The sequence below is a fragment of the Segatella sinensis genome (assembly GCF_040095255.1).
In the GTDB taxonomy this organism is placed as follows: domain Bacteria; phylum Bacteroidota; class Bacteroidia; order Bacteroidales; family Bacteroidaceae; genus Prevotella; species Prevotella sinensis.
In genome coordinates this window covers 16,944-43,425 of record NZ_JBBNGE010000029.1, presented here as the reverse complement: position 1 = coordinate 43,425, position 26,482 = coordinate 16,944, and the positions used below count along the sequence as shown (strand labels likewise).

At 44.5% G+C, this 26,482-nt stretch carries 41 protein-coding genes; all 41 read right to left on the bottom strand.

Annotated features, from left to right (window positions below; genetic code table 11):
- Positions 1–266 precede the first annotated feature (266 nt).
- The 41 genes from AAAT87_RS09495 to rpoC all read right to left on the bottom strand — a co-directional run bounded on the left by AAAT87_RS09495 (position 267) and on the right by rpoC (position 26,481).
- A complete protein-coding gene (locus AAAT87_RS09495) occupies positions 267–1,148 on the bottom strand; it encodes a YMGG-like glycine zipper-containing protein (RefSeq protein ID WP_349226252.1) in 882 nt (293 codons plus the stop codon).
- 200 nt (positions 1,149–1,348) lie between these two features.
- The gene (gene rplQ, locus AAAT87_RS09490) at positions 1,349–1,831 is read right to left on the bottom strand and encodes a 50S ribosomal protein L17 (RefSeq protein ID WP_298530784.1); all 483 of its coding nucleotides are present in this window, start codon (positions 1,829–1,831) and stop codon (positions 1,349–1,351) included.
- 33 nt (positions 1,832–1,864) lie between these two features.
- Positions 1,865–2,860 (bottom strand): DNA-directed RNA polymerase subunit alpha, encoded by a 996-nt coding sequence (locus AAAT87_RS09485; RefSeq protein WP_089543911.1) that lies wholly within the window; start codon positions 2,858–2,860, stop codon positions 1,865–1,867.
- Between the two features lie 12 nt (positions 2,861–2,872).
- Positions 2,873–3,478 (bottom strand): 30S ribosomal protein S4, encoded by a 606-nt coding sequence (rpsD, locus tag AAAT87_RS09480; protein ID WP_089543912.1) that lies wholly within the window; start codon positions 3,476–3,478, stop codon positions 2,873–2,875.
- Between the two features lie 42 nt (positions 3,479–3,520).
- Complete coding sequence (gene rpsK, locus AAAT87_RS09475) at positions 3,521–3,910, bottom strand: 30S ribosomal protein S11 (protein WP_089543913.1); 390 nt, start codon at positions 3,908–3,910, stop codon at positions 3,521–3,523.
- A gap of 20 nt (positions 3,911–3,930) precedes the next feature.
- Positions 3,931–4,311, bottom strand: coding sequence for a 30S ribosomal protein S13 (gene rpsM / locus AAAT87_RS09470; RefSeq protein ID WP_022252022.1), 381 nt, complete (start codon positions 4,309–4,311; stop codon positions 3,931–3,933).
- A gap of 98 nt (positions 4,312–4,409) precedes the next feature.
- Positions 4,410–4,526 (bottom strand): 50S ribosomal protein L36, encoded by a 117-nt coding sequence (rpmJ, locus tag AAAT87_RS09465; protein ID WP_006848814.1) that lies wholly within the window; start codon positions 4,524–4,526, stop codon positions 4,410–4,412.
- 17 nt (positions 4,527–4,543) lie between these two features.
- Positions 4,544–4,762: a translation initiation factor IF-1 gene (gene infA / locus AAAT87_RS09460; protein ID WP_006848815.1), complete on the bottom strand. Its 219-nt coding sequence runs from the start codon at positions 4,760–4,762 to the stop codon at positions 4,544–4,546.
- Positions 4,763–4,764: 2 nt separating this feature from the next.
- Positions 4,765–5,565: a type I methionyl aminopeptidase gene (gene map, locus AAAT87_RS09455; protein ID WP_118311594.1), complete on the bottom strand. Its 801-nt coding sequence runs from the start codon at positions 5,563–5,565 to the stop codon at positions 4,765–4,767.
- A gap of 15 nt (positions 5,566–5,580) precedes the next feature.
- Positions 5,581–6,918, bottom strand: a complete 1,338-nt coding sequence (secY, locus tag AAAT87_RS09450) for a preprotein translocase subunit SecY (RefSeq protein WP_295024523.1) — start codon at positions 6,916–6,918, stop codon at positions 5,581–5,583.
- A 3-nt stretch (positions 6,919–6,921) separates the two neighbouring features.
- The gene (gene rplO / locus AAAT87_RS09445) at positions 6,922–7,368 is read right to left on the bottom strand and encodes a 50S ribosomal protein L15 (protein ID WP_089543916.1); all 447 of its coding nucleotides are present in this window, start codon (positions 7,366–7,368) and stop codon (positions 6,922–6,924) included.
- A 26-nt stretch (positions 7,369–7,394) separates the two neighbouring features.
- Complete coding sequence (gene rpmD, locus AAAT87_RS09440) at positions 7,395–7,571, bottom strand: 50S ribosomal protein L30 (protein WP_089543917.1); 177 nt, start codon at positions 7,569–7,571, stop codon at positions 7,395–7,397.
- 16 nt (positions 7,572–7,587) lie between these two features.
- A complete protein-coding gene (rpsE, locus tag AAAT87_RS09435; RefSeq protein WP_295024526.1) occupies positions 7,588–8,100 on the bottom strand; it encodes a 30S ribosomal protein S5 in 513 nt (170 codons plus the stop codon).
- A 6-nt stretch (positions 8,101–8,106) separates the two neighbouring features.
- Entirely contained in the window at positions 8,107–8,451 is a 345-nt protein-coding gene (gene rplR, locus AAAT87_RS09430; RefSeq protein WP_349226251.1) for a 50S ribosomal protein L18, read from the bottom strand.
- 18 nt (positions 8,452–8,469) lie between these two features.
- Positions 8,470–9,042, bottom strand: coding sequence for a 50S ribosomal protein L6 (gene rplF / locus AAAT87_RS09425; protein ID WP_119249381.1), 573 nt, complete (start codon positions 9,040–9,042; stop codon positions 8,470–8,472).
- Between the two features lie 14 nt (positions 9,043–9,056).
- Complete coding sequence (gene rpsH, locus AAAT87_RS09420) at positions 9,057–9,452, bottom strand: 30S ribosomal protein S8 (RefSeq protein ID WP_006848822.1); 396 nt, start codon at positions 9,450–9,452, stop codon at positions 9,057–9,059.
- 73 nt (positions 9,453–9,525) lie between these two features.
- Positions 9,526–9,828 carry a 30S ribosomal protein S14 gene (gene rpsN / locus AAAT87_RS09415; RefSeq protein WP_089543921.1) on the bottom strand — a complete coding sequence of 101 codons (303 nt, stop codon included), beginning with the start codon at positions 9,826–9,828 and terminating at the stop codon, positions 9,526–9,528.
- Positions 9,829–9,833: 5 nt separating this feature from the next.
- Complete coding sequence (gene rplE, locus AAAT87_RS09410) at positions 9,834–10,388, bottom strand: 50S ribosomal protein L5 (protein WP_022122149.1); 555 nt, start codon at positions 10,386–10,388, stop codon at positions 9,834–9,836.
- Complete coding sequence (gene rplX, locus AAAT87_RS09405) at positions 10,388–10,705, bottom strand: 50S ribosomal protein L24 (protein ID WP_089543922.1); 318 nt, start codon at positions 10,703–10,705, stop codon at positions 10,388–10,390. The genes rplE and rplX overlap by 1 nt, the downstream gene beginning before the upstream one ends.
- A 20-nt stretch (positions 10,706–10,725) precedes the next feature.
- Positions 10,726–11,091 carry a 50S ribosomal protein L14 gene (gene rplN, locus AAAT87_RS09400; RefSeq protein WP_089543923.1) on the bottom strand — a complete coding sequence of 122 codons (366 nt, stop codon included), beginning with the start codon at positions 11,089–11,091 and terminating at the stop codon, positions 10,726–10,728.
- 2 nt (positions 11,092–11,093) lie between these two features.
- Complete coding sequence (rpsQ, locus tag AAAT87_RS09395) at positions 11,094–11,360, bottom strand: 30S ribosomal protein S17 (RefSeq protein ID WP_006848827.1); 267 nt, start codon at positions 11,358–11,360, stop codon at positions 11,094–11,096.
- Between the two features lie 2 nt (positions 11,361–11,362).
- Positions 11,363–11,557, bottom strand: coding sequence for a 50S ribosomal protein L29 (rpmC, locus tag AAAT87_RS09390; RefSeq protein WP_295024532.1), 195 nt, complete (start codon positions 11,555–11,557; stop codon positions 11,363–11,365).
- A gap of 2 nt (positions 11,558–11,559) precedes the next feature.
- A complete protein-coding gene (gene rplP / locus AAAT87_RS09385; RefSeq protein WP_006848829.1) occupies positions 11,560–11,988 on the bottom strand; it encodes a 50S ribosomal protein L16 in 429 nt (142 codons plus the stop codon).
- A 16-nt stretch (positions 11,989–12,004) separates the two neighbouring features.
- Complete coding sequence (gene rpsC, locus AAAT87_RS09380; protein WP_089543924.1) at positions 12,005–12,736, bottom strand: 30S ribosomal protein S3; 732 nt, start codon at positions 12,734–12,736, stop codon at positions 12,005–12,007.
- 9 nt (positions 12,737–12,745) lie between these two features.
- The gene (gene rplV, locus AAAT87_RS09375) at positions 12,746–13,150 is read right to left on the bottom strand and encodes a 50S ribosomal protein L22 (RefSeq protein ID WP_006848831.1); all 405 of its coding nucleotides are present in this window, start codon (positions 13,148–13,150) and stop codon (positions 12,746–12,748) included.
- A gap of 36 nt (positions 13,151–13,186) precedes the next feature.
- A complete protein-coding gene (gene rpsS, locus AAAT87_RS09370) occupies positions 13,187–13,453 on the bottom strand; it encodes a 30S ribosomal protein S19 (protein ID WP_006848832.1) in 267 nt (88 codons plus the stop codon).
- 10 nt (positions 13,454–13,463) lie between these two features.
- Positions 13,464–14,291, bottom strand: coding sequence for a 50S ribosomal protein L2 (gene rplB / locus AAAT87_RS09365; RefSeq protein WP_089543925.1), 828 nt, complete (start codon positions 14,289–14,291; stop codon positions 13,464–13,466).
- A gap of 8 nt (positions 14,292–14,299) precedes the next feature.
- Positions 14,300–14,593 carry a 50S ribosomal protein L23 gene (gene rplW, locus AAAT87_RS09360; RefSeq protein WP_006848834.1) on the bottom strand — a complete coding sequence of 98 codons (294 nt, stop codon included), beginning with the start codon at positions 14,591–14,593 and terminating at the stop codon, positions 14,300–14,302.
- Between the two features lie 17 nt (positions 14,594–14,610).
- Positions 14,611–15,240 carry a 50S ribosomal protein L4 gene (gene rplD / locus AAAT87_RS09355; protein ID WP_089543926.1) on the bottom strand — a complete coding sequence of 210 codons (630 nt, stop codon included), beginning with the start codon at positions 15,238–15,240 and terminating at the stop codon, positions 14,611–14,613.
- Positions 15,240–15,854: a 50S ribosomal protein L3 gene (gene rplC, locus AAAT87_RS09350; RefSeq protein ID WP_089543927.1), complete on the bottom strand. Its 615-nt coding sequence runs from the start codon at positions 15,852–15,854 to the stop codon at positions 15,240–15,242. Before rplC ends, rplD begins: the two co-directional genes overlap by 1 nt.
- 20 nt (positions 15,855–15,874) lie before the next feature.
- Positions 15,875–16,180, bottom strand: coding sequence for a 30S ribosomal protein S10 (gene rpsJ / locus AAAT87_RS09345; protein ID WP_006283658.1), 306 nt, complete (start codon positions 16,178–16,180; stop codon positions 15,875–15,877).
- Between the two features lie 114 nt (positions 16,181–16,294).
- Positions 16,295–18,409, bottom strand: a complete 2,115-nt coding sequence (gene fusA / locus AAAT87_RS09340) for an elongation factor G (protein ID WP_349226250.1) — start codon at positions 18,407–18,409, stop codon at positions 16,295–16,297.
- 29 nt (positions 18,410–18,438) lie between these two features.
- Positions 18,439–18,915, bottom strand: coding sequence for a 30S ribosomal protein S7 (gene rpsG / locus AAAT87_RS09335; RefSeq protein ID WP_022110377.1), 477 nt, complete (start codon positions 18,913–18,915; stop codon positions 18,439–18,441).
- Positions 18,916–19,101: 186 nt separating this feature from the next.
- Positions 19,102–19,482 carry a 30S ribosomal protein S12 gene (rpsL, locus tag AAAT87_RS09330; protein ID WP_006848839.1) on the bottom strand — a complete coding sequence of 127 codons (381 nt, stop codon included), beginning with the start codon at positions 19,480–19,482 and terminating at the stop codon, positions 19,102–19,104.
- 241 nt (positions 19,483–19,723) lie between these two features.
- Positions 19,724–20,050: a DUF3467 domain-containing protein gene (locus tag AAAT87_RS09325; protein ID WP_296972722.1), complete on the bottom strand. Its 327-nt coding sequence runs from the start codon at positions 20,048–20,050 to the stop codon at positions 19,724–19,726.
- A gap of 197 nt (positions 20,051–20,247) precedes the next feature.
- Entirely contained in the window at positions 20,248–20,475 is a 228-nt protein-coding gene (locus AAAT87_RS09320; protein WP_487250781.1) for a hypothetical protein, read from the bottom strand.
- A gap of 43 nt (positions 20,476–20,518) precedes the next feature.
- On the bottom strand, positions 20,519–20,908 hold the full coding sequence (locus tag AAAT87_RS09315; protein WP_349226249.1) for a TonB-dependent receptor domain-containing protein: 390 nt from the start codon (positions 20,906–20,908) through the stop codon (positions 20,519–20,521).
- Positions 20,909–20,919: 11 nt separating this feature from the next.
- Positions 20,920–21,093: a hypothetical protein gene (locus tag AAAT87_RS09310; protein ID WP_349226248.1), complete on the bottom strand. Its 174-nt coding sequence runs from the start codon at positions 21,091–21,093 to the stop codon at positions 20,920–20,922.
- A 4-nt stretch (positions 21,094–21,097) separates the two neighbouring features.
- A complete protein-coding gene (locus tag AAAT87_RS09305; protein WP_349226247.1) occupies positions 21,098–21,325 on the bottom strand; it encodes a hypothetical protein in 228 nt (75 codons plus the stop codon).
- Positions 21,319–21,906, bottom strand: coding sequence for a FecR domain-containing protein (locus AAAT87_RS09300; RefSeq protein WP_349226246.1), 588 nt, complete (start codon positions 21,904–21,906; stop codon positions 21,319–21,321). The genes AAAT87_RS09305 and AAAT87_RS09300 overlap by 7 nt, the downstream gene beginning before the upstream one ends.
- A gap of 240 nt (positions 21,907–22,146) precedes the next feature.
- Entirely contained in the window at positions 22,147–26,481 is a 4,335-nt protein-coding gene (rpoC, locus tag AAAT87_RS09295) for a DNA-directed RNA polymerase subunit beta' (RefSeq protein WP_295024918.1), read from the bottom strand.
- Position 26,482 lies beyond the last annotated feature (1 nt).

The window sequence follows — 26,482 nt, the reverse complement described above, 5'->3', positions numbered from 1 at the left end:
CTGGGTAAACCAACAATGTACAATACGCCCTGAAAGGGCAAAAGCTCCTAGCCCAGGGCAACACCCTGGGTAAACCAACAATGTACAATACGCCCTGAAAGGGCAAAAGCTCCTAGCCCAGGGCAACACCCTGGGTAAACCAACAATGTACAATACGCCCTGAAAGGGCAAAAGCTTTATACTCCCCCAAAAAGAAAAAAGCAAGAATCAGCAATCAAGCTGTTTCTTGCTTTTTTTGATTTTATGTTACAACTACTAGGGGATTATTATCTCTTGGTAGGGATATTGAATTCATTGACCTTCGAAATGGATTTGCCCTCATGAATCACACTCACACAGAACCGTGCCATTCCATCCTTTAACTTTCTATCCGCTTTTACCATTGCGGTGTATCGAACACCCGATCCTGGGGAAATCTTCTCGACATGGATACTCGGCGAAATGAAGATATGTTTGTTGCCGGTTGTTTCAACCACGGTTGGAACAACATCGTAAACCGGCTTATGACCTCGGTTGAGTATCTCGAATATCACCTTGCAGGTTTCATTGCGATTCAAACAGTTATCTTCGTTATCATCAACAAAGCGGGCACTCACAATCTCCAAAGTAGGAGAATAGGAGAATCGGGCACCAAGCTCCTCTACGGTAGCGGTAGGCAAAGAAGTAGTAGGCTGCTGGGCACTGTAATCGCCGGTATAGTCCTTGCCCTTGAAATCATAGAGACGGTCATCTCCACCATTGTTGGAATCAAAGATCTCCGGATTATCAGTTACGGGAGTATTGCCGTAATCATAAACCTCATTCTCTCCATCATTAGAAGAGCGGTTGTTTCGAGGATTCGTAGGATAGCGACGTGTGTTTCCAGGATAACCGGAGCGTCGCTCTGCCCTATCCTGCTGGTAGGCTGCTTCACGGTCAGCCTGCGCCTGATCAGCCTGACTTCCGATAACAGCACCTACAACAGCTCCGCCAGCCATTCCGATGATGGTTCCCATGTCAGAGCCTCTGGGTCCACCGGACAATCCACCGATGGCAGAACCCAGAATGGAACCGATGGAACCTCCTGCGTAGGCTCCACTGCCAGTATATGTATCGCAACTGCCCATCACCAGGGAAGAGCAGAGCATCAAAAGTATCACCTTTTTCATAACCCTATCATTTAATTCTGCTGCAAAAGTACAACTATTTATTGAAAACATCAAGAAAGAATCCCTAAATAACGTTAGGGAATCCCCTAAATCCGGAAAGACATCATCAACTATCCTAGGGAAAAGCAGAGCTAGTCAAACAAAAAAAGCGCATCTGTCTAACGACAGAAGCGCTTATATATAGTGAGATCAGTTGTAACTTATTCAGCTGCAGCCTCTTCAGTTGCAGGAGCCTCAGTTGCAGGAGCCTCCTCAGCCTTTGTAGCCTTGCGACTACGACGAGTCTTCTTAGCAGCCTTAGGAGTCTTAGCCATGTTCTCATCAAAGTCAACGAGCTCGATGAAAGCGATCTCAGCTGCGTCACCCTGACGGGTACCCAACTTGATAACTCGAGTGTAACCACCAGGACGGTTAGCTACCTTCTCAGCTACCTCACCGAAGAGAGCCTTCACAGCGTACTTGTTCTGAAGATAACGGAAAACAACACGACGTGATGTAGTTGTATCATTCTTTGAACGTGTGATCAGTGGCTCAACATACTTCTTAAGAGCCTTTGCCTTTGCGAGGGTCGTAGTGATTCTTTTGTGCTCACTCAAGATAAGTGATGCAGCCATGTTAGCCAACATCGCGTTACGATGAGAAGCAGTACGACCTAAATGGTTGAATTTCTTATTGTGTCTCATTTTAATTTTTGTTCTTTTTGGACAAAGGATGCATTACGCATCCTTGTCTAATTTATACTTTGAAATATCAGTTCCAAAAGACAGATTCAGACTCTCGAGCAAATCATCAAGCTCTGAGAGCGATTTCTTACCGAAGTTGCGGAACTTCAAGAGGTCAGTCTTGTTAAACTGAACCAAATCACCCAAGGTATCTACATCAGCTGCCTTCAAGCAGTTGAGCGCACGAACACTGAGGTTCATATCTACGAGACGAGTCTTGAGCAACTGGCGCATGTGAAGAACCTCCTCATCAAACTCCTGGTTGGTATCCTGATCAGGACTCTCCAGGGTAATCTTCTCATCAGAGAAGAGCATAAAGTGATAGATAAGGATCTTCGCAGCCTCTTTCAGCGCATCCTTAGGACTAATGGAACCATCTGTTGTAACTTCGAGTACGAGCTTGTCATAGTCGGTCTTCTGTTCAACACGATATGGCTCAACAGCATACTTTACGTTACGGATAGGGGTGTAGATGGAATCGATTGGGAGAACGTTAACGTCTGTGCAGAATTGACGATTCTCATCAGCAGGAACATATCCACGTCCCTTATTAATTGTCAGATCAATCTGCATCGAAGCTTTGGAGTCTAAATGACAAATCACCAAATCAGGGTTTAACACTTCAAATCCAGTCAGATACTTGCCTATATCACCAGCCTTGAATTCTGTAGAATTCTCAACGGTGATACTAACTTTCTCATTCTCGAATTCTTCTACTACTTGCTTGAATCGAACTTGCTTGAGATTCAAGATAATGTTGGTAACATCTTCCTTTACACCAGGAACTGAAGAGAACTCGTGCTCAACACCCGCGATGCGGATGGTGTTCACAGCGTAACCCTCCAATGATGAAAGGAGAATGCGGCGCAAGGCGTTACCGATGGTAACACCAAAGCCAGGCTCCAACGGACGGAACTCGAACTTTCCGAACTGGTTGTCAGCCTCCAGCATTACTACTTTATCAGGTTTTTGAAATGCTAATATCGCCATTAATTTAATGATTTATTTAGAGTACAACTCAACGATTAACTGCTCCTTAATATTCTCTGGAATGTCAGCACGCTCTGGCTTGTGCAAGAACTTGCCACTCTTAGAATTGTCGTCCCACTCAATCCATGGGTACTTGCTATGATTGAAACCAGCAAGTGCTGCCTCGATTACCTCGAGAGACTTAGACTTCTCACGAACGGCAACAACCATACCTGGCTTAACTGCAAATGAAGGGATATTAACTACCTTGCCATCAACAGTGATGTGCTTGTGACCCACCAACTGACGTGCAGCAGCACGAGTAGGAGCGATACCAAGACGGAATACCACGTTGTCGAGTCGGCACTCGAGATTCTGGAGAAGAACCTCACCAGTAATACCCTCAGCCTTAGCAGCCTTCTCAAACATATTACGGAACTGACGCTCTAATACACCGTAAGTGTACTTAGCCTTCTGCTTCTCTGCCAACATGACACCATACTCAGACATCTTGCGACGACGGTTGTTGCCATGCTGTCCAGGAGGGAAGTTTCTCTTGGACAAAACTTTGTCTGCGCCGAAGATTGGCTCACCAAAACGACGCGCAATTTTAGATTTCGGACCTATATATCTAGCCATAATATTTATAAAATGCTATATTGTTTGTATCAAAGAATGCTATTATACACGACGACGCTTTGGAGGGCGACATCCGTTGTGTGGTAATGGAGTTACGTCAACGATCTCAGTTACCTCGATACCTGCACCATGTACGGCACGGATAGCAGACTCACGACCGTTACCTGGACCCTTTACGTATGCCTTAACCTTGCGAAGACCAAGGTCGAAAGCTACCTTTGCACAATCCTCTGCAGCCATCTGAGCAGCATAAGGAGTGTTCTTCTTAGAACCACGGAAACCCATCTTACCAGCTGAAGACCAAGAGATAACCTGACCCTCGTTGTTAGCAAGAGATACAATGATGTTGTTGAATGAGCTATGTACGTGAAGCTGACCGATTGCGTCAACGCGTACGTTTCTCTTCTTAGATGTTGCTTTTTGCTTTGCCATAATTAATTTCCTCCTTAGAATTACTTAGTAGCCTTCTTCTTATTAGCAACAGTCTTCTTCTTACCCTTGCGAGTACGAGCATTATTCTTTGTGCTCTGACCGCGAACTGGAAGACCATTACGATGTCTAACTCCACGATAGCAACCAATATCCATCAGTCGCTTAATGTTCATCTGGATCTCAGAACGGAGATCACCTTCAACCTTGAACTCAGCGCCGATAATTTCACGGATCTTGGCTGCCTGATCGTCAGACCACTCGCTGACTTTCAGGTCACGGCTTACACCTGCCTTATCCAATATCTTTGCTGAACTACTTCGACCGATACCATAGATATAGGTCAATGCGATTTCGCCACGCTTATTCTGGGGCAAATCTACTCCAACAATTCTTATTGCCATTGTTTAATAAAAAATTAAAAAATTAATACTTTGCGTTAAAAGCGGTGCAAAAGTACAACTTTTTTTTGAAAGAGCCATACTTTTACAGAACTTTAACATTAGCCCTGACGCAATTTCATCTTAGGGTTCTTCTTGTTGATAACGAAGAGACGACCCTTACGACGTACGATCTTGCAATCAGCTGAACGCTTCTTCAATGATGCTCTTGTCTTCATAACCTTATATGTGATAATTATTTGTATCTAAAAACAATTCTACCCTTAGTCAAGTCGTATGGACTCATTTCCACCTTCACCTTATCACCAGGTAAAATCTTGATGTAATGCATTCTCATCTTACCAGAGATGTGGGCAGTAATGTCAACACCATTCTCCAATTCAACGCGGAACATAGCATTTGATAATGCCTCTACAATTGTTCCATCTTGCTCAATAGCGGCCTGTTTTGCCATAATTAAATTTTTTGTCCTTCTAAATGTTCAACTTCTACGAATGAAGATAAAATTTCAGCTTTACCTTTTCGAACAACGATTGTATGCTCAAAATGAGCAGCTGGTTGACGATCTCTAGTAACTATGCTCCACTTGTCGGGGAGCAAGCCAATTTGACGGTCGCCCATTGTTATCATCGGCTCTATAGCCAAGCACATACCTTCCTTTAACAGAATGCCGGAACCACGACTGCCGTAATTACGAACGGGAGGATCCTCGTGCATAGCCCTGCCAATGCCATGACCTGTTAGCTCTCGTACTACCCCATAACCATATTGCTGGCAATGAGTCTGTACGGCGTAACCAATATCACCCAAATGCTTTCCTGCCACAGCCTGTTCGATACCCAGGTACAAAGATTCTTTAGTTACCTTAAGGAGTTGTTGAACATCGGAAGTTATCTCTCCAACAGCGAAAGTATAGCAACTGTCACCGTTGAAACCTTCTAAAAGGGTGCCGCAGTCGATGGAGATAATATCACCATCCTTCAGCACGTCCTTCTCACTAGGAATACCATGTACTACTACATCATTGATGGAAGTACATATACTAGCGGGAAAAGGCTCTCCATAAGGATTAGGAAAATTCTTGAACGTTGGAATCGCACCGTGATCACGGATGAACTCCTCGGCTACCCTATCCAAATGGAGAGTCGTTACACCTGGTTTTATATGTTTACCTAATTCCGCAAGCGTTGCACCAACGAGTTGGTTAGCCTTGCGCATCAGGTTAATTTCATCCTCTGTCTTCAGAAATATCTGCATTTCAAAAGATAAAGATTAATATGCAGCAACACCACCCTGACGAGTATGGCCTGAATTGAGAAGACCATCATAGTGGCGCATAAGCAAATGACTCTCGATCTGCTGCAATGTGTCAATCACAACACCTACCAAAATCAACAGAGAAGTACCTCCGAAGAATTGTGAGAAGGCCTGCTGCACATCAAGAAGTCCTGCAAGAGCTGGCATAATCGCAATAAATGCAATAAATAATGAACCTGGTAAAGTAATACGAGACATTACGGTATCAATGTACTCAGCGGTATCCTTACCTGGCTTAACACCTGGAATGAAACCATTGTTACGCTTCATATCCTCCGCCATCTGAGTTGGGTTCAATGTAATAGCAGTGTAGAAATATGTAAACGCAATCACGAGGATTACATAAATTACATTATAAAGTAAACTGCGGTTATCCATCAGCTGCTGAACAACGCTACTTGCATTTTCAGACTGGTAGCGAACTAATGCCAATGGAATGAACATCAAAGCCTGTGCAAAGATGATAGGCATTACGTTGGCTGCGAAAAGCTTCAATGGGATATACTGACGTGCACCACCATACTGCTTATTACCAACCAAGCGCTTAGCGTACTGAACCGGGATCTTACGTGTACCCTGTACCAGAAGAATTGAGGCACAAACTACAGCGTAGAGAATAAGAATCTCTACAATGAACATGATCAAACCACCACCAGAGATTGCCTGCAAACGAGAGGTCATCTCCTGTACGAATGCCTGAGGCAAACGAGCGATGATACCAATCATAATGATGAGAGAGATACCATTACCTACTCCCTTATCCGTGATACGCTCACCAAGCCAGAGAATAAACATACTTCCTGCTGCAAGGATGATAGTAGCTGGAATCATAAAGACGGTCCAGCTAATACCCGTTGCCAAAGCGTTAGCAGCCTGCATCTTCAAATTCAGAAGGTAACTAGGAGCCTGAAAGACCAGGATGGCTACAGTCAGGACTCTAGTGTACCATTGTATTTTCTTGCGGCCGCTCTCGCCCTCGCGCTGCATCTTCTGGAAGTAAGGTACAGCGACAGCAAGAAGCTGCATAACAATTGAAGCTGAGATATAAGGCATAATTCCCAATGCGAAGATAGACGCATTAGAAAATGCACCACCAGAGAACATGTCCAAAAGCGACATAAGACCGCCTGAGGTCTGCGACTGCAATTTTTCCAACATGCTCGGATTGATACCCGGAAGTACCACAAACGAGCCAAAACGGTAAATAGCCGTAAACAGAAGAGTAATGAGAAGTCTCTGACGGAGGTCCTCAATCTTCCAACAGTTCTTTAGTGTCTCAATAAACTTTTTCATTACTTAGATTATAGTTGCGTTACCACCTACTGCCTTGATTGCTTCTTCGGCAGTCTTTGAGAAAGCATTAGCTTCAACTTCCAATTTTGCTGTAAGTTCACCGTTACCGAGAACCTTAACGAGCTCCTTACCATTGGTAAGACCAGCTGCCTTGAGTTCCTCAATACCGATCTTTGTAAGGTTCTTTGCTTCTGCAAGAGCCTGAAGAGTTGAAAGGTTTACTGCGAAGTACTCCTTATGGTTGATATTCTTGAAACCAGCCTTTGGAACACGACGCTGCAATGGCATCTGACCACCTTCGAAACCAATCTTTCTCTTATAACCAGAACGAGCCTTGGCACCCTTGTGACCACGTGTAGAAGTACCACCGAGACCAGAACCTGGACCACGACCAATACGACGACGTGAATGGGTAGAACCTGCAGCAGGTTTCAAATTATTTAATTTCATAATCGTTCCTAATTTTTTGAGATTAATTAATCAACTACACTTACGAGGTGATGAACCTTACGGATCATACCACGGTTGCTAGGAGTATCCTCTACCTCAACAACCTGAGAAATCTTGCGGAGACCCAGACAAGCGAGTGTACGCTTCTGATCAACTGGAGCACCAATCTTACTCTTAATCTGCTTGACTTTAATTGTTGCCATATTCGATAAATCCTAATTAACCGTTAAATACTTTATCCATACTGATACCACGCTCACCTGCTACAGTGTAAGCATCACGCATCTCTGCGAGAGCAGCGATAGTAGCCTTTACCAGGTTGTGGGCATTAGATGAACCCTTAGACTTTGCAATAACGTCCTTGATACCTACGCTCTCAAGAACAGCACGCATAGCACCACCGGCCTTCAAACCAGTACCGGCAGCAGCAGGCTTGATGAGAACCTTAGCACCACCGAAAGCTGTCTCAACCTCGTGAGGAACTGTACCCTTGAGTATAGGAACTTTAACCAGGTTCTTCTTAGCAGCCTCAGTGCCCTTAGCAATAGCAGCTGTAACCTCACCTGCCTTACCAAGACCGTAACCGATAACACCGTTACCGTCACCTACAACGACGATAGCAGCGAATGTGAAAGTACGACCACCCTTGGTAACCTTAGTGACACGGTTGATTGCAACCAAGCGATCCTTAAGTACTTCTTCGTTATTTACCTTTACTTTATCCATTGCCATAATCGTTTAAAATTTAAGACCACCATTACGAGCACCGTCAGCCAACTGCTTTACGCGACCGTGGTAGAGATAACCATTACGGTCGAAAACTACTTTCTCAACGCCAACAGCCTTTGCCTTCTCAGCAATGAGCTCGCCAACCTTGGTTGCCTGCTCCTGCTTAGGCATCTTCTCCAAACCGAGTGAAGAAGCTGATGCAAGTGTAGTGCCTGTCAAATCATTAATAACCTGAGCGTAAATCTGCTTGTTAGAGCGGAATACACTGAGACGTGGACGCTCAGCTGTTCCATTAACATTCTTGCGAATGCGGAACTTTATCTTAATTCGTCTTTCTACTTTCTTTGTTGTCATAATCGTAAATAATTAAAATTACTTAGCTGAAGCACTCTTACCAGACTTTCTGCGAATAACTTCACCCTTGAAGAGAATACCCTTACCCTTATAAGGCTCAGGCTTGCGGAAAGAACGAATTTTTGCACAAACGAGTCCCAACAACTGCTTGTCGCATGACTCCAATGTCAAGATTGGGTTCTGGTTTCTTTCAGACTTAGTCTCAACCTTAATCTCCTTAGGCAACTGGATGAAAATAGGGTGAGTGTAACCCAAAGCGAACTCAATCAAGTTGCCCTGGTTAGAAACACGATAACCAACACCTACCAATTCCAAAACCTTTGTATAACCAGCGCTAACGCCAACAACCATGTTGTTAACGAGAGAGCGATACAAACCGTGGAAAGCCTGCTTCTGCTTAACATTTACAGGACTATTTTCATCGATTTCAAAGCTAATCTGACCATCTGCGTTGATAAACTTGATAGATGGATCAATCCACTGAGAAAGTTCACCCTTAGGGCCCTTTACTGTACAAACGTGTGAATCGTTGTCATAGTTTACAGTAACACCTGCAGGGATACTAATTGGCAATTTTCCTATTCTAGACATATAAAAGCCTCCAATTAATAAATATAGCAAAGAACCTCGCCACCGATCTTAAGATCAGAAGCCTCTTTGTCTGTCATTACACCTTTGGATGTAGATAAGATAGCAATACCTAATCCGTTAATTACTCTTGGCATGTCCTTGTAACCAGTGTACTTACGCAAACCTGGAGTTGACACGCGCTTCAAACACTTGATAGCGTTTTGCTTTGTAGTTGGGTTGTACTTCAAGGCAACCTTGATTGAGCCCTGAGGACCATCCTCTACAAACTTGTAGTTGAGGATGTAACCTTTCTCGAAGAGGATCTTTGTAATCTCTTTCTTCAAGTTAGACGCAGGAACTTCTACAACACGGTGATGAGCCATGATTGCGTTTCTGAGTCTTGTCAGATAATCTGCTATTGGATCTGTCATAAAATATAAATGTTTAATTAATCGGGACTACCCCGACAATATTAAATAATAAAAAATTCCTTGCCTGTAAAGATTACCAGCTTGCCTTCTTAACACCTGGAATCAAACCTGCAGAAGCCATCTCACGGAACTGGATACGTGAAAGACCGAACTGGCGGATATAACCCTTTGGACGACCAGTGATCTTGCAACGGTTGTGAAGACGGATAGGGTTTGCATTCTTAGGGATAGCCTGAAGCTTACGAGCTGCCTCGTATGCTTCGGCTGGATCATTAGAAGTTGCAATAATCTTTTTCAGAGCTTCGCGCTTCTCAGCGTAACGAGCTACAAGCTTTGCACGCTTAATCTCGCGAGCTTTCATTGATTCTTTTGCCATATCTCTTAATCTTTATTTGCGTTCTTGAATGGAAGACCGAATGCCTTCAGAAGTGCAAAACCTTCCTCGTCTGTCTTGGCAGTTGTAACGAAGGTGATGTTCATACCCTGAATACGGTCAATCTCATCGATGTTGATCTCTGGGAAGATGATCTGCTCTGTGATACCCAATGTGTAGTTACCACGGCCATCGAACTTGCTCTCAATACCCTTGAAGTCGCGGATACGAGGAAGAGAAACACGAACGAGCTTCTCCAAGAACTCGTACATACGCTCACGACGCAATGTTACCATAACACCGATAGGCATCTTCTTACGAAGCTTGAAGTTTGCGATATCCTTCTTAGAATATGTAGCAACAGCCTTCTGACCGGTGATAGCAGTAATCTCGTTGATAGCTACGTCAACAATCTTCTTGTCCTGTGTAGCGTCACCGAGACCCTGGTTGATGACAATCTTCTTCAAAACTGGAATCTCCATTGCTGAAGAATAGTTGAACTGCTTCTGAAGAGCAGGAGCGATTGTCTCCTTATATACTTTCTTTAACTGTGCTGTATCCATTACTTGATTTCCTCCCCTGACTTTTTAGCGATGCGAACAACGTTTTTACCCTCATGCTTGATAGCAACGCGAGTAGCCTTGCCACTCTTAGGATCGATCAAACTCAAATTTGAGATATGAATAGGAGCCTCCTGCTTTACGATGCCTCCCTGAGGATTCTGAGCAGATGGCTTTGTGCTCTTAGATACCATGTGCACACCCTCTACGATGGCACGATTCTCGTCAACGAGGACCTTGAGCACCTTACCTGTCTTGCCCTTATCAGCACCGGCAATAACGATAACGGTATCGTCTTTCTTAATATGTAACTTACTCATTACTTTATACTTTTAATATATTAAAGAACCTCAGGTGCCAAAGAAACGACTTTCATATTAACTGCACGAAGCTCACGAGCAACAGGGCCGAAGATACGGCTACCACGAAGCTCACCTGCATTGTTGAGCAATACACAAGCGTTATCGTCGAAACGGATATATGAACCGTCTGCACGACGAATCTCCTTCTTTGTGCGAACAATCAAAGCCTTTGATACTGCACCCTTCTTCAAATCACTTGATGGGATAACGTTCTTGACAGCAACGACAATCACGTCACCAACGCTAGCGTAACGACGGCCTGTACCACCGAGAACTCGAATGCAAAGAGCCTCGCGAGCACCGCTGTTATCACATACTGTAAGTCTTGATTCTGCCTGTATCATAATTACTTAGCTTTTTCTACAATTTGTACTAATCTCCATCTCTTTGTCTTAGACAGAGGACGAGTCTCCATGATCATAACTGTATCACCTACGTTAGCCTCATTGTTCTCGTCATGTGCATGGTACTTCTTTGTCTTCTGGACAAACTTACCATAAATAGGGTGCATCTCCTTGAACTTAGCTGCAATAACAATGGTTTTATCCATCTTGTTGCTGATAACAACACCCTGTCTTACTTTTCTTAAATTTCTTGTTTCCATCTGGACCATTATTATTTGTTAAGTTCTCTCTGACGAAGTTCAGTTTTCATACGTGCGATATCACGACGAGCAATCTTAATCTCTGATGGATTCTCAAGTGGAGTTACGTTGTGGTTGATCTTCTTCTTGTTCAAAGCGTCAACTGCTGCCTCCAGCTTCTCAACCAATTCCTTGGTCTCGATATTTTTAATTTCTGCAATCTTCATAATTAAGCGTTTTTATCGTAATCACGTCTAACAATAAACTTAGTCTTCACAGGAAGCTTCTGAGCGCAAAGACGGAGTCCCTCCTTTGCAATGTCGAAGCTTACACCCTCTACTTCGAAGAGAATCCGACCTGGTGTAACAGGTGCAACCCATCCTGCTGGATCACCCTTACCTTTACCCATTCGGACATCGGCTGGCTTACGAGTGATTGGCTTATCAGGGAAAATGCGAATCCAGACCTGGCCCTGACGGTTCATGTAGCGGTTCAATGCCACACGAGCTGCCTCAATCTGACGGCTATCGATCCACTTTGACTCAAGAGTCTTGATGCCGAAAGAACCGAATGCCAATTGTGTACCTCTGTGAGCGTTGCCCTTATTGCCACGACCATCTTGAGGTCTTCTATATTTTACTCTTTTTGGCTGTAACATGATAGCTTTCTAAAATTTAACGGTTATTGTTTCTTTTACGATTACCACCACGGTTGTTAGAGCGGCCGTTACCACGGTTGTTGCTCTTGTTGTCCTGTGAGAAGTTTGGAGTAAGATCAGCCTTACCATAAACCTCACCACGGCAAATCCATACCTTGATGCCAAGCAAACCTACCTTGGTAAGTGCCTCGCACTGGCAGTAGTCGATGTCTGCACGGAATGTATGGAGAGGTGTACGACCCTCCTTGTACATTTCCTTACGTGCCATTTCAGCACCGTTCAGACGACCTGTAATCTGAATCTTGATACCCTCAGCACCAGCACGCATAGTGTTAGCAACTGCCATCTTGATAGCGCGACGATAAGCAATCATGTGCTCAATCTGGCTCGCGATGTTCTTACCTACGATGGTAGCATCAAGCTCAGGCTTCTTAACCTCGAAGATGTTGATCTGAATATCTTTCTTATAAAGCTTCTTCAACTCTTCCTTCAACTTATCTACATCCTGACCACCTTTACCAATGACAATACCTGGACGGGCTGTGCAAATAGTAATGGTAACAAGCTTCAATGTACGTTCGATAACGATACGAGAAACACTTGCCTTAGCAAGACGCTCGTTAAGATACTTACGGATTTTCTGATCCTCTACGAGGTTGTCACCGAAGTTCTTACCACCGAACCAATTTGAATCCCAACCACGGATAACACCAAGTCGGTTACTAATCGGATTAACTTTCTGTCCCATTCTACTTAATTATTTTTCGTCATTAGTTTTTGCATCAACAAAGAGAGTAACATGGTTAGAACGCTTACGGATTCTATAACCACGACCCTGTGGTGCAGGTCTCATACGTTTCATTGTAACGCCTTCGTCAACGAAGACCTTACTGATATAAAGCTCACCGTCTTCAGCCTTGCGATTATTCTTTGCCTCCCAGTTAGCGATAGCTGAACGAAGTAATTTCTCAACGTCAGCAGATGCCTGCTTCTTAGAGAAGCGAAGTACTCCGAGTGCACGGTTAACCTCCATACCACGAATCATGTCTACTACATAGCGCATCTTACGTGGAGAAGAAGGAACGCCTACCAACTTAGCGAAGTACAAGTTTTTACGGGCTTCTTTCAATTTTTCAGCCGCAATATGTTTTCTTGCTCCCATTATTTACTTAAATTTTTAAATGGTTTAACCCTTAGCTTACTTTCTGTTACCAGAGTGACCGCCAAAGCGACGTGTTGGAGCGAACTCTCCAAGCTTGTGGCCAACCATATTCTCTGTAACATAAACAGGGATAAATTTATTACCGTTATGAACTGCAACAGTATGTCCTACGAAATCAGGAGATATCATTGAAGCTCTAGCCCATGTCTTAACAACATTCTTCTTGCCACTCTCGTTCATAGCGAGAATCTTCTTCTCGAGAGAAACGTTGATGTATGGACCCTTTTTAAGTGAACGACTCATAATTTACTCTTTATTTTTTGTTAGCTCTTTCGATAATATACTTGTTAGAAAGCTTCTTAGGTGCGCGAGTCTTAAGACCCTTAGCGTACAAGCCCTTACGTGAACGTGGGTGACCACCACTCTGGCGACCTTCACCACCACCCATTGGGTGATCAACAGGGTTCATAACAACACCACGGTTGTGTGGACGACGACCCAACCAGCGAGAGCGACCAGCCTTACCAGACTGCTCAAGTGCGTGGTCTGAGTTACCAACACTACCAACTGTAGCCTTACAAGCACTCAAAATCTGGCGTGTTTCACCAGAAGGGAGCTTAATTACACAATAACTGCCCTCACGAGAAGTCAACTGAGCAAAATTACCAGCCGAACGAACCAACAAAGCACCCTGACCAGGACGCAACTCGATGTTGTGGATCACTGTACCTACAGGGATGTTTGCCAAAGGAAGACAGTTACCAATCTCAGGAGCAGCTTCTGCACCTGACATCAAAGTAGCGCCTACCTGAAGTCCGTTAGGAGCAATAATGTAACGTTTTTCACCATCAGCGTAGTAAAGCAACGCGATACGAGCCGAACGGTTTGGATCGTACTCGATTGTCTTAACAACTGCTGGAACACCATCTTTCTCACGTTTGAAGTCGATTAAACGATACTTCTGCTTGTGACCACCGCCAATGTAGCGAACGGTCATCTTACCGGTGTTGTTTCGACCGCCGGTAGAACGCTTACCGTAAACGAGAGACTTCTCTGGCACGGATGCAGTAATATCCTCGAACGTGCCAATAACCTTGTGTCTTTGACCCGGAGTAACCGGTTTTAATTTACGTACTGCCATTTTTTATTTTAAATATTGCTGTAAAAATCAATTGTATCGCCCTCCTTCAGAGTAACGATTGCCTTCTTGAACGCATTCTTCTGACCCTTAACAAGACCTGCCTTAGTGTAACGAGCAGAGCGCTTGCCAGCGTAGCGAATTGTGTTCACGTCAACTACTGTAACATTATACAGACTCTCAACTTCCTTCTTAATCTCGAGCTTATTAGCCTCAGGACGAACAACGAAGCCATAGCGGTTAGGCTGCTTGTCTGTAATCTTGGTCATCTTCTCAGTAACCAATGGTTTGATAATAAATGCCATATTCTAATATCTCCTTTTTACTTTGTTAAGATCTGGTCGATAGTCTCAAGCGACTTCTCAGTAATCACTACGACATCAGCGTTCAAAACTTTGTACGAATTGACGTTAGATGCGAGGATAACCTCAGCGCGCTGTAAGTTACGTGCAGACAAATATACGTTTTTATTTGATTCTGGCAAAACGAAGAGTACCTTTTTGCCCTCGATTTTAAGATTCTTAAGAACACTTAAGAATTCTTTAGTCTTTGGAGCCTCAAAAGTGAAATCTTCCAACATCACGATTGCGCTCTCCTGTGCCTTATAAGACAATGCAGACTTACGAGCAAGAATCTTTACCTTCTTGTTGAGCTTGAAGCGGTAATCACGTGGCTTAGGACCAAATACGCGAGCACCACCTACGAGTACAGGTGAGTTAATATCACCACGGCGAGCACCGCCGCCGCCCTTCTGACGACCAAGCTTACGAGTAGAACCGCTCATCTCGCTTCTCTCCTTAGACTTAGCTGTACCCTGACGCTGGTTAGCGAGATACTGCTTTACGTCGAGGTAGAGAACGTGATCGTTAGGCTCTATGCCGAAGACTGCATCATTAAGAGCTACCTTGCGGCCGGTCTCCTGACCTTTGATATCTAATACGCTAACTTCCATTATTTCTCAATTAAAACAGTTGAACCTTTGCATCCAGCGAAAGAACCCTTAACGATAAGGAGATTCTGCTCTGGAATTACCTTTAACACCTGAAGGTTCTGAGTTGTTACTCTATCACCTCCCATTTGGCCACCCATGCGCATACCCTTGAATACCTTTGCAGGGTAAGAACATGCACCAATAGATCCCGGCTTGCGAGCGCGGTCATCCTGACCATGAGTAGACTGACCTACACCACCGAATCCGTGACGCTTAACAACGCCCTGGAAGCCTTTACCCTTTGATGTACCAATTACGTCAACGAACTTGCAGCCGTTGAAGATATCAACTGTAATGGTGTCACCGAGGTTGTACTCCTCATCAAACTTGAACTCGGCCAAGTGCTTCTTAGGTGTTGTGCCTGCCTTCTTGAAGATTCCCATCATAGGCTGAGAAGTGCGATTCTCCTTAGCCTCGCCGAAACCTAACTGATAAGCCTTGTAACCATCCTTCTCTACGGTCTTAACCTGGGTTACAACACAAGGACCTACTTCGATAACAGTGCACGGAATATTCTTACCGTCGGCACTGAAAACGGATGTCATTCCGATTTTTCTTCCAATTAATCCTGGCATTTCAATTTAATTTTAAATAATTAGACTTTGATTTCTACTTCTACACCACTTGGCAATTCAAGCTTCATCAAGGCATCAACGGTCTTAGCTGTTGAGCTGTAGATGTCGATGAGACGCTTGAAATCTGAGAGCTGGAACTGCTCGCGAGACTTCTTGTTAACGAAAGTACTGCGGTTTACAGTAAAAATACGCTTGTGTGTTGGCAATGGAATAGGACCGCTAACGATAGCGCCTGTTGCCTTAACAGCCTTCACAATCTTCTCAGCTGACTTGTCAACCAACTGGTGGTCGTAAGACTTCAGCTTAATTCTGATTTTCTGACTCATTTTTAAAATTAAGTTATTATTAATATGAATTATTTTAGTCTAATGGAAGAAGAGGTACGCTGCTTAAGAGTCATTCGCTAAGCAGCGCCTCATCTTACCGTTATTTCTTTTTTATTAAAGGAGTTCTGCGTGACCCTTAACCTCCTCCAACACTGCCTTAGCGATTGCTGAAGAGAGAGGTGCGTGGTGATCATACTCCATAGAGCTTGTTGCACGACCTGAAGTGATAGTACGCAAAGCTGTTACATAACCGAACATCTCGGCCAATGGAACCATAGCCTTTACGATGCGAGCACCGCTACGGCCTTCCTCCATACCCTGAACGAGACCACGGCGCTTGTTCAAGTCACCGATTACATCACCCATATTCTCTTCTGGAGTAACAACCTCTACCTTCATGATAGGCTCCATCAAAACAGGACCTGCCTTAGGGCAAAGCACCTTGAATGCCTGATGTGCTACCAACTCGAATGACAACTGGTCAGAGTCAACTGGGTGGAAGCTACCATCGGTCAAAGTTACCTTCAAACCTGTCATTGGGAAGCCACCGAGTACACCATTTGACAAACAGTCAGCGAAGCCCTTCTGTACTGATGGGATGAATTCCTTAGGAACGTTACCACCCTTAACCTCGTTGATGAACTGCAAGTCGCCCTCCTTGTAATCCTCGTCCTTAGGACCGATGGTTACATCGATACAAGCGAACTTACCACGACCACCAGACTGCTTCTTGTAAGTCTCACGGCTCTGAGCTGTCTTAGTGATAGCCTCCTTGTAGTTAACCTGAGGTTTACCCTGGTTACACTCAACCTTGAACTCACGCTTCAAACGGTCGATGATGATATCCAAGTGGAGCTCACCCATACCAGAGATGATTGTCTGACCGCTCTGCTCATCAGTACGTACTGTAAAGGTTGGATCCTCCTCAGCCAACTTAGCGAGACCGTTATCCAACTTAGCGATGTCAGCCTGGCTCTTAGGCTCAACTGCGATAGAGATTACAGTATCAGGGAATGTCATAGACTCCAATACAATTGGGTGATCCTCATCACAGAGTGTATCACCAGTACGGATATCCTTGAAACCTACACCTGCACCGATATCACCTGCGTCGATTGACTCCATTGGAATTTCCTGCTTAGAGTTCATCTGGAACAGACGGCTGATACGCTCGCGCTTGCCAGAACGTGGGTTGTAAACATAAGAACCAGCAACAACCTTACCAGAGTAAACGCGGAAGAATACCAAGCGGCCCATGAATGGGTCAGTAGCAATCTTAAATGCGAGAGCAGAAGTTGGCTCATCCTCAGATGGCTTACGATCCTCTTCCTCTTCTGTATCAGGGTTAGTACCGATGATATTTGGAGTATCCATTGGTGATGGCAAGAATGCACATACATAGTCGAGCAATGGCTGAACACCCTTGTTCTTGTATGAAGAACCGAGCAACATTGGGCAGCATTCCATAGCGCAGCAACCCTTACGGATAGCAGCAAGGAGTTTCTCCTCTGGAATATCCTGACCATCGAGATAGAGCTCCATAACCTCGTCATCGAAGTTAGCAGCACCCTCAAGAAGCTTATCACGCCACTCTGCAGCCTCGTCAGCCAAATCAGCAGGAATTTCCTCTACGTCATACTCAGCACCCATAGTCTCATCGTGCCAGAGAATAGCCTTCATCTTGATCAGGTCAACTACACCCTTGAAGTTCTCCTCTGCACCAATAGGAATCTGAATAGCAATAGGATTAGCACCCAAGATATCCTTCATCTGCTGAACTGTCTCAAAGAAGTTAGCACCTGAACGGTCCATCTTGTTTACATAACCGATACGAGGTACATTGTACTTGTCAGCCTGGCGCCATACTGTCTCTGACTGTGGCTGTACACCGTCAGCTGCAGAATATGTAGCAACAGCACCATCGAGTACACGGAGTGAACGCTCAACCTCAGCAGTGAAGTCAACGTGTCCCGGAGTATCGATCAAGTTAATCTTATAAGACTTACCGAGATAGTTCCAGTTACAAGTTGTAGCTGCAGAAGTGATAGTAATACCACGCTCCTGCTCCTGGACCATCCAGTCCATTGTAGCAGCACCATCGTGTACCTCACCGATCTTATGAGTCTTACCTGTATAGAACAAGATACGCTCAGATGTTGTTGTCTTTCCGGCATCGATGTGCGCCATGATACCGATGTTACGTGTCAAATGTAAATCGCGATTTGCCATTTTCTTTTAAACCTATTTTATATGTTAAATTAGAATCTGAAGTGAGCAAATGCACGGTTAGCCTCAGCCATACGATGCATATCCTCCTTACGCTTGAAAGCGCCACCCTGATTGTTATAAGCATCCATAATCTCTGCAGCGAGCTTATCTGCCATAGTCTTACCACCACGCTTGCGAGCGAAGATAATAAGATTCTTCATAGAGATACTCTCCTTGCGATCAGGACGAATTTCTGTAGGAACCTGGAAGGTTGCACCACCAATACGGCGGCTCTTAACCTCAACCTGTGGAGTAATATTGTCGAGAGCCTGCTTCCAAATCTCAAGTGCAGACTTCTCCTCGTTAGCCATCTTAGCCTTTACGGTATCGAGTGCATTGTAGAAAATCTCATAAGATGTATTCTTCTTACCATCATACATCAAATGATTTACGAATTTAGAGACCTTCTGGTCATTGAAGACTGGATCTGGGAGGATCACTCTCTTCTTTGGTTTTGCTTTTCTCATTTTTTAATCGAAAAAATTTAAATTCTGCATGGGGCTGTATATCGTTCTTCAACACTCGCACCCGAGTATTTACTCAACCTGTTACTTCTCCAGCAAAACGTTTAATAAAATAATCTTTTTACCTAAACTCTCGACCTTCTCCGACCGTGAGTTTTCGGATTTCTTTTAATTTTGTCCGGATTAGAATTACTTCTTTGCCTTTGGACGCTTAGCACCGTACTTAGAACGACGCTGTGTGCGGTTTGCAACACCTGCGGTATCAAGAGTACCACGAACGATGTGATAACGTACACCTGGGAGGTCCTTAACACGACCACCGCGAACCAACACGATTGAGTGCTCCTGCAAGTTGTGACCCTCTCCTGGGATGTAAGAGTTAACCTCCTTAGAGTTTGTCAAACGAACACGGGCAACCTTACGCATTGCCGAATTAGGCTTCTTTGGAGTTGTTGTGTAAACACGAACACAAACACCACGACGCTGAGGACATGAATCCAAAGCTGGTGACTTGCTCTTGTCTACCAATACTCGTCTGCCTTTTCTTACTAACTGTGAAATAGTAGGCATAATTTTACTTTTTAATTTATTATTTTATTTTTATTATTGTCTTATTTCCGTATAAGCCACCACCTTATGGGGCTTTTCGGGGTGCAAAGTTACGACTTTTTCGGCAAACTACCTAAATATTAAGGAGACTTTTAAAAAACGAGGGTCAGTTTTAACTTTATATAACTATTAAAAACAAATATTATAAAGAAAAAGCGGCTTTTAGCAGGAAATTTAGTCTTAGTATGTATGTGGTTATGCATTAAGCCTCACCTTTTGGTGTGCCAAATGGAGCAATAGTACGCTCTGGCTCGTCTGCCAACTTAATCTTACCGAAAGCCTGCTCGTAGTTATAAACATTGCTCTGCAATGCCTGGAGCAAACGCTTGGCATGCTCAGGTGCCATGATGACACGGCTCTTGATCTGAGGTGCCGGCATTCCTGGAAGTGCACATGCAAAATCCAAGATGAAATCTGAATTAGAATGAGTAATCAGTGCCAAGTTAGAGTATATACCCTCTGCTACTTCTGGGCTGATGCCCATCTGGAACTGATTCTGCTGCTGTTGATTATTCTTATTTTCTTCCATAATTTTATTAAGTTAATAGGATTAAACTTTAAATGATAGTGCAAATTTACACATAATATCTGAAAAAGAAGAATAATTTGCCAATTATTTTGTGTTAAAAGTCCTTTCACACTAAAATGCTTCCAATACAAAGACATATGCTTAGCGTGAAAGGACTTTTGAAATACAATTTCTTTTTTATCTGAAGAACCGGTCTATCAGAAACGGCTCTTTTCTGCATTACCAGCACCAGAACCCTTATACTTTCTATGACCAGAATTGAATTTATAGACCACCCTGACACCAATTTCACGGGCACTATGATAACTATCCTTCGTCAAGGTTGAATGGTCGCCATACATGGTCCATTGGTCTTTCTGACTTCTGAAGATATCATCAGCATAGAAATTAACAGTCAAGGCTTCATCGAAGAATGTCTTAACCATTCGCATAGAGGCAAAATAACCAGAGCGATACCGGCGGAAGGCATTATATATTCCTCAAGAAGGCTATATCCTGATGTTTATAAAGGGTAGCATACCAGATGATGGGATTATCCTCATAAAGATATTCCACACCAAACGAAATCCAGTTGCACATCACATCCAATGATACATCATGAGCAATGGTAGGACGAAGATAAGGATCGCCACCTTCATACATATAGCGATTATCATACTGCACCTCATTGCGCAAGGAACTATAAGAAGGACGCTTTGTCTTGCAGGTATATGCCAGAGATGCAGCCCATGTTTCCTTATTCCATGACAGGGTCAGGTTGGGAAACCAATTGCTATAATTCCTGCTAGGCTCTTCTTCATACTTTCCAAAAGAATAATACTTGGCAGACACATACTCGTATCTCAATCCTGCATCCATTGAAAACGAGCCTAAAGGATATGAAAAGGCAAGAAACCACTCATACCTTCACCTTGCTTCTTGACGGTCCGGATGCGAATCACCGAGCTAACCGTGGCATCATATCTTGCACCAGGCGAAGTAATGATTTCCACATTCTTGATGGCATCAGACTTCAGGCGCTGCAATTCCCTGGAATCTCTCACCTGTTTATTGTTGATATATATAAATAGGTGTACCCTTGCCATAAACGCTGATGACATCGGTACTACTTACATTGATGCGAGGTAATTGTCGGAATACATCAACGGCATCTCCTACTTTTGACAAATCAGAATGCTGTATGTCTATGAGCATTCCTTCACGTCCCATCTTGAAAGAGGGCAACTTCGCCTTCACCGTAACACCATTGATATGCATGGTACTCTCCTTCAACACAACATTTCCGACTTTTCCCACATTATATAATATATATTATATAAGGTGTGATAACCCACGCAACTTACTTTGGCGAGAACCTTCTTCATGCCACAAGGTAGCACGAAATTGCCGCTGGCATTGGTCACACCACCTGTGAGAAAGGAAGAATCCCTGGGATTGAGCAAAGCCACATTGGCAAACTCCACTGGTCGATGACGTTCATCAATCACCCGTCCCATCAATTTGGTAGGTTCCTTTTGGGTACATTCCACGAATATCAAGCTATCCTCTATCGTAGCCTTCATCGGATAAAATCCAAAGACCCGCCCCAAAGCTTCCTGCAAATCGAGATTACGGAAAGAGGTAGTGACGGTGAAATCTTCCAGTTCATTATAGATAAAACTGATTTTATATCGACGGGTAGCCTTGTCTAAATCCTTCAGTTGCTCATTGTCCAAAGAGAGAATTATCTGTTGTGAATGATTCAATTCATCCACTACACTCTGCAGACTGTTCTCGCTGTTCCATTCATAATAGAAACGAAGCTGCTTGGCTTCCTGGTTCTGGAACACAATCTTCACTCCATAATACTCTGCCATTTCTCCGAGCATCGTTTCTCAGGAAACATTGTCGAAAGTCTTAAGCACAATTTCCTTCTTGACATCAGTTGACGTAGCTTTATCACTGACAACAGCAGTATTTGGACAGGATGCTATTTTTACTTGAGACAGTTGATTTGATATCATCAACAGGCAGGCAATATCAAGAAAAGAGCCATAGATGATGACTCACCTATGGCTCTTATACCTTATTATATATATGTTACTCTAACCTTCAGATTAGTCCACGATTGGAGAATCTGCATAGTCGAGTACATTCTTTCTGTTAGCCTGCATGCGCTCGTACTCTTCCTTAGAACCAACAACAAGCTTCTCCCACTGGCGGAGACCAGTACCTGCTGGAATCAAGTGACCGCAGATAACATTCTCCTTCATTCCCTCAAGGTAATCTACCTTACCACGAATAGCAGCCTCGTTCAAGACCTTAGTGGTCTCCTGGAAAGAAGCGGCACTCATGAAGCTCTTGGTACCAAGAGCGGCACGGGTAATACCCTGGAGGATCTGAGTAGATGTTGCAGCAACGGCATCACGAACCTGAACAAGCTTCATATCGCGACGCTTCAATGCTGAGTTCTCATCACGCAACTTACGTGCTGTAATGATCTGACCAGGCTTGAGCTCGGTGCTGTCACCAGCATTGGTAACAACCTTCTTACCCCAGATACGGTCATTCTCCTCAGCGAAGTCGAGCTTATCAACCAACTCCTGCTCCAAGAATGTAGTATCTCCTGGATCGTCGATACGAACCTTACGCATCATCTGACGAACAACCACCTCGAAGTGCTTATCGTTGATAGCCACACCCTGGAGACGGTAAACGTCCTGGATCTGGTTAACGATGTACTCCTGAACAGCGGTAGGACCCATGATAGCGAGGATATCGCCTGGAGTTACACTACCATCAGAAAGAGGAGTACCAGCACGTACGGCGTCATGCTCCTGTACCAGGATCTGCTTAGAGAGTGATACGAGATACTTCTTCTGGTCGCCAGTCTTAGAGGTTACGATGATCTCACGGTTACCACGCTTTACCTTACCCATAGTTACCTCACCATCGATTTCAGATACGACAGCTGGGTTAGATGGGTTACGAGCCTCGAGAAGCTCGGTTACACGTGGAAGACCACCGGTGATATCACCAGCACCACCTACGGCGCGAGGAATCTTAACCAAGACCTCACCAGTCTTAATAGTCTGACCATCCTCTACAACGAGGTGACCACCTACAGGGAAGTTATATGTACCTACAATCTCACCGTTTGCATCAATAACATCACAAGAAGGAACCATCGCCTTATTCTTAGAATCGGTGATGATCTTCTCCTCCAAACCAGTAGTCTCATCGACCTCGGCACGGTAGGTCTGATCCTTCTGAACGTCGTTGAACTTCAAGGTACCAGCGTACTGGCTGACGATAACGGCGTTGAATGGGTCCCAACGAGCAATCACAGTATCCTTCTCAACAATCTCACCCTCCTTGTGATACAAAGAAGAACCATAAGGTACATTCAATGTAGCAAGAACGATGTTTGTATTTGGATCAACGAAACGGATTTCAGCCAAGTGGCTTACTACCTTCTCGCACTTGATATCGTTGCCTTCCTCATCTTCCTCTACGAATGGAACTGTGCTCAACTCATCAAACTCGATGCGAGACTTGTTCTTCGCAGCAATCTTAGCGTTGGCAGCAGCGTTAGACGCGATACCACCGGCGTGGAAGGTACGGAGAGTAAGCTGAGTACCAGGCTCACCGATAGCCTGTGCAGCGATGACACCCACAGCCTCACCGAGCTGAACCATACGAGCTGTAGCCAAGTTACGGCCGTAACACTTCATGCAGACACCCTTCTTGCTCTCACAAGTGAGTACTGAACGGATCTCAACGCTCTCGATTGGAGACTCATCGATGATCTTAGCCTTAGCCTCTGTGATTTCCTCACCAGACTTAACGATCAACTCACCTGTTGTAGGGTGGATGATATCGTGTACAGATACACGACCCAAGATACGCTCATAGAGAGAAGAGATAATCTCATCACCATTCTTCAAAGCGGTGCAAACCAAGCCACGCAAGGTACCGCAATCCTCCTGAGTAATGATGACATCATGAGATACGTCAACAAGACGACGAGTCAAGTAACCAGCATCGGCAGTCTTCATCGCGGTATCAGCAAGACCCTTACGAGCACCGTGAGAAGCGATAAAGTACTCCAACACAGACATACCCTCCTTAAAGTTAGAAAGGATAGGGTTCTCAATAATCTGCGCACCTTCTGCACCAGCCTTCTGAGGCTTAGCCATCAAACCACGCATACCAGACAACTGCTTAATCTGATCCTTAGAACCACGGGCTCCAGAGTCAAGCATCATGTAAACGGCATTGAATCCCTGATCTGCCTCTGTCATCTCCTTCATCAGGATATTACCCAAATCGGTATTTACGTGAGTCCACGCATCGATTACCTGGTTGTAACGCTCCTTGTTGGTGATGAAACCCATATTATAGTTGTTGGTGATTTCCTCAACCTCCTTGCGACCACGCTCAACAATCTCCTCCTTCTCAGGTGGGATGATGATATCACCAAGGTTGAATGACAAACCAGCAACGTATGCCATACGATAACCCAGATTCTTGATACCATCAAGGAAGGCACAAGCCTCTGCCATACCAACAGCCTTGATTACATTAGAAATCAAGCCGCGGAGTGTCTTCTTAGAGATAACGTCGTTGAAGAAGCCTACCTCATCAGGGATGATACCATTCACGATAACACGACCTACAGAGGTCTCAATCATACGCTTCTGGATCTTACCGTCAACCAAGTCGTCAACGATCACCTTTACCAAGGCATGGAGATCACAACGTCCCTCGTTACGAGCAATCAAAGCCTCCTCAGGACCATAGAATGTCAAGCCCTCGCCCTTAGCACCTGGGCGAATCTTTGTAATATAGTAGAGACCAAGCACCATATCCTGAGAAGGAACGGTGATAGGTGCACCATTAGCAGGGTTCAAAATGTTGTGGCTCTGGAGCATCAGGATCTGAGTCTCCAAGATAGCCTCGTTGCTCAATGGAAGGTGAACAGCCATCTGGTCTCCATCGAAGTCGGCATTGAACGCTGTACATGCCAATGGGTGCAACTGGATAGCCTTACCCTCGATCATCTTAGGCTGGAATGCCTGGATACCGAGACGGTGAAGTGTAGGGGCACGGTTCAACATAACCGGATGACCCTTCATCACATTCTCCAGAATATCCCAGATAACTGGCTCACGACGATCAACAATCTTCTTGGCACTCTTGACAGTCTTTACGATACCACGCTCAATCAACTTACGGATGATGAATGGTTTGTAAAGCTCTGCAGCCATCAACTTAGGAAGACCGCACTCACCCATCTTCAACTCAGGACCTACAACGATAACGGAACGAGCAGAGTAGTCAACACGCTTACCCAACAAGTTCTGACGGAAACGTCCCTGCTTACCCTTCAAAGAATCTGAGAGAGACTTCAACGGACGATTGCTCTCGCTCTTTACAGCAGAGCTCTTGCGTGAGTTGTCGAACAAGCTGTCAACAGCCTCCTGCAACATACGCTTCTCGTTACGGAGAATCACCTCAGGAGCCTTAATCTCTACCAATCGTTTCAAACGGTTGTTACGGATGATTACACGACGATAGAGATCATTCAAGTCTGATGTTGCAAAACGACCACCATCCAGTGGTACCAAAGGACGAAGCTCTGGAGGAGTAACAGGAATGATCTTCATGACCATCCACTCAGGCTTGTTGATTCCCTTGCTGGCACGGAACCCCTCTACTACGTTCAAGCGCTTCAATGCCTCAGTCTTGCGCTGCTGGCTAGAGTCATTGTTGGCATGGTCGCGGAGTTCGTATGACAAAGAGTCGAGATCCACATTCTGCAACAACTGATAGATAGCCTCGGCACCCATCTTAGCAACGAACTTATTAGGATCTGTATCTTCCAGACGCTCGTTATCACCATTTGGGTCGTACTGATCAAGAATAGCCATATACTCGTCCTCTGACAAGAGGTCGAGCTTATGAGAACCATTCAACTCAATGCCGTCAGCATCAGTCTTACCCTCAAGAATACCAGGCTGGATCACTACATACTTCTCGTAGTAGATAACAGCATCAAGCTTCTTGGTTGGCATACCGAGAAGGTAACCAATCTTGTTAGGGAGAGAACGGAAGTACCAGATGTGAGCCACTGGTACAACAAGCTCGATGTGACCAGAACGCTCACGACGAACCTTCTTCTCTGTAACCTCTACACCGCATCGGTCGCAGACGATTCCCTTATAACGGATACGCTTGTACTTGCCGCAGGCGCACTCATAGTCCTTGGTAGGACCAAAAATGCGCTCGCAGAAGAGACCATCACGCTCCGGCTTATATGTTCGATAATTAATGGTTTCAGGCTTAGTAACCTCACCATACGAATTTTCCAGGATCTCCTCTGGTGAAGCGAGACCGATGGTAATCTTCGTAAAATTATTCTTTACCTTTGTATCTTTTTTGAAAGCCATG

Excerpts from the sequence above, each read along its gene's own strand:
- rpsN (WP_089543921.1), bottom strand. The coding sequence starts at position 9,828 with ATGGCAAAAGAATCAATGAAAGCTCGCGAGATTAAGCGTGCAAAGCTT.
- rpsD (WP_089543912.1), bottom strand. The coding sequence starts at position 3,478 with ATGGCTAGATATATAGGTCCGAAATCTAAAATTGCGCGTCGTTTTGGT.
- map (WP_118311594.1), bottom strand. The coding sequence starts at position 5,565 with ATGCAGATATTTCTGAAGACAGAGGATGAAATTAACCTGATGCGCAAG.
- rplV (WP_006848831.1), bottom strand. The coding sequence starts at position 13,150 with ATGGGAGCAAGAAAACATATTGCGGCTGAAAAATTGAAAGAAGCCCGT.
- rpsQ (WP_006848827.1), bottom strand. The coding sequence starts at position 11,360 with ATGGTCCAGATGGAAACAAGAAATTTAAGAAAAGTAAGACAGGGTGTT.
- fusA (WP_349226250.1), bottom strand. The coding sequence starts at position 18,409 with ATGGCAAATCGCGATTTACATTTGACACGTAACATCGGTATCATGGCG.
- rplP (WP_006848829.1), bottom strand. The coding sequence starts at position 11,988 with ATGTTACAGCCAAAAAGAGTAAAATATAGAAGACCTCAAGATGGTCGT.
- rpoC (WP_295024918.1), bottom strand. The coding sequence starts at position 26,481 with ATGGCTTTCAAAAAAGATACAAAGGTAAAGAATAATTTTACGAAGATT.
- AAAT87_RS09495 (WP_349226252.1), bottom strand. The coding sequence starts at position 1,148 with ATGAAAAAGGTGATACTTTTGATGCTCTGCTCTTCCCTGGTGATGGGC.
- rplC (WP_089543927.1), bottom strand. The coding sequence starts at position 15,854 with ATGCCAGGATTAATTGGAAGAAAAATCGGAATGACATCCGTTTTCAGT.
- rplR (WP_349226251.1), bottom strand. The coding sequence starts at position 8,451 with ATGACAACAAAGAAAGTAGAAAGACGAATTAAGATAAAGTTCCGCATT.
- rpsL (WP_006848839.1), bottom strand. The coding sequence starts at position 19,482 with ATGCCTACTATTTCACAGTTAGTAAGAAAAGGCAGACGAGTATTGGTA.
- rpmD (WP_089543917.1), bottom strand. The coding sequence starts at position 7,571 with ATGGCAACAATTAAAGTCAAGCAGATTAAGAGTAAGATTGGTGCTCCA.
- rpsE (WP_295024526.1), bottom strand. The coding sequence starts at position 8,100 with ATGGCAATGGATAAAGTAAAGGTAAATAACGAAGAAGTACTTAAGGAT.
- rplE (WP_022122149.1), bottom strand. The coding sequence starts at position 10,388 with ATGGATACAGCACAGTTAAAGAAAGTATATAAGGAGACAATCGCTCCT.
- rpmJ (WP_006848814.1), bottom strand. The coding sequence starts at position 4,526 with ATGAAGACAAGAGCATCATTGAAGAAGCGTTCAGCTGATTGCAAGATC.
- rpmC (WP_295024532.1), bottom strand. The coding sequence starts at position 11,557 with ATGAAGATTGCAGAAATTAAAAATATCGAGACCAAGGAATTGGTTGAG.
- AAAT87_RS09320 (WP_487250781.1), bottom strand. The coding sequence starts at position 20,475 with ATGGTTAAGACATTCTTCGATGAAGCCTTGACTGTTAATTTCTATGCT.
- rplF (WP_119249381.1), bottom strand. The coding sequence starts at position 9,042 with ATGTCTAGAATAGGAAAATTGCCAATTAGTATCCCTGCAGGTGTTACT.
- rplB (WP_089543925.1), bottom strand. The coding sequence starts at position 14,291 with ATGGCAGTACGTAAATTAAAACCGGTTACTCCGGGTCAAAGACACAAG.
- secY (WP_295024523.1), bottom strand. The coding sequence starts at position 6,918 with ATGAAAAAGTTTATTGAGACACTAAAGAACTGTTGGAAGATTGAGGAC.
- rpsG (WP_022110377.1), bottom strand. The coding sequence starts at position 18,915 with ATGAGAAAAGCAAAACCAAAGAAGAGAGTGATCCTCCCAGATCCAGTC.
- rpsM (WP_022252022.1), bottom strand. The coding sequence starts at position 4,311 with ATGGCAATAAGAATTGTTGGAGTAGATTTGCCCCAGAATAAGCGTGGC.
- rplD (WP_089543926.1), bottom strand. The coding sequence starts at position 15,240 with ATGGAAGTTAGCGTATTAGATATCAAAGGTCAGGAGACCGGCCGCAAG.
- rplX (WP_089543922.1), bottom strand. The coding sequence starts at position 10,705 with ATGAGTAAGTTACATATTAAGAAAGACGATACCGTTATCGTTATTGCC.
- rpsJ (WP_006283658.1), bottom strand. The coding sequence starts at position 16,180 with ATGAGTCAGAAAATCAGAATTAAGCTGAAGTCTTACGACCACCAGTTG.
- rpsS (WP_006848832.1), bottom strand. The coding sequence starts at position 13,453 with ATGAGTCGTTCACTTAAAAAGGGTCCATACATCAACGTTTCTCTCGAG.
- rplQ (WP_298530784.1), bottom strand. The coding sequence starts at position 1,831 with ATGAGACACAATAAGAAATTCAACCATTTAGGTCGTACTGCTTCTCAT.
- AAAT87_RS09325 (WP_296972722.1), bottom strand. The coding sequence starts at position 20,050 with ATGGAAGAAAATAAGAATAATCAACAGCAGCAGAATCAGTTCCAGATG.
- rpsK (WP_089543913.1), bottom strand. The coding sequence starts at position 3,910 with ATGGCAAAGCAAAAAGCAACATCTAAGAAGAGAAACGTACGCGTTGAC.
- rplO (WP_089543916.1), bottom strand. The coding sequence starts at position 7,368 with ATGAAATTAAATAATTTGAAACCTGCTGCAGGTTCTACCCATTCACGT.
- AAAT87_RS09300 (WP_349226246.1), bottom strand. The coding sequence starts at position 21,906 with ATGGCAGAGTATTATGGAGTGAAGATTGTGTTCCAGAACCAGGAAGCC.
- rplN (WP_089543923.1), bottom strand. The coding sequence starts at position 11,091 with ATGATACAGGCAGAATCAAGACTTACAGTATGTGATAACAGCGGTGCT.
- rpsC (WP_089543924.1), bottom strand. The coding sequence starts at position 12,736 with ATGGGACAGAAAGTTAATCCGATTAGTAACCGACTTGGTGTTATCCGT.
- rpsH (WP_006848822.1), bottom strand. The coding sequence starts at position 9,452 with ATGACAGATCCAATAGCAGATTATCTGACAAGACTCAGAAACGCAATC.
- AAAT87_RS09315 (WP_349226249.1), bottom strand. The coding sequence starts at position 20,908 with ATGGATGCAGGATTGAGATACGAGTATGTGTCTGCCAAGTATTATTCT.
- infA (WP_006848815.1), bottom strand. The coding sequence starts at position 4,762 with ATGGCAAAACAGGCCGCTATTGAGCAAGATGGAACAATTGTAGAGGCA.
- AAAT87_RS09485 (WP_089543911.1), bottom strand. The coding sequence starts at position 2,860 with ATGGCGATATTAGCATTTCAAAAACCTGATAAAGTAGTAATGCTGGAG.
- rplW (WP_006848834.1), bottom strand. The coding sequence starts at position 14,593 with ATGGCATTTATTATCAAACCATTGGTTACTGAGAAGATGACCAAGATT.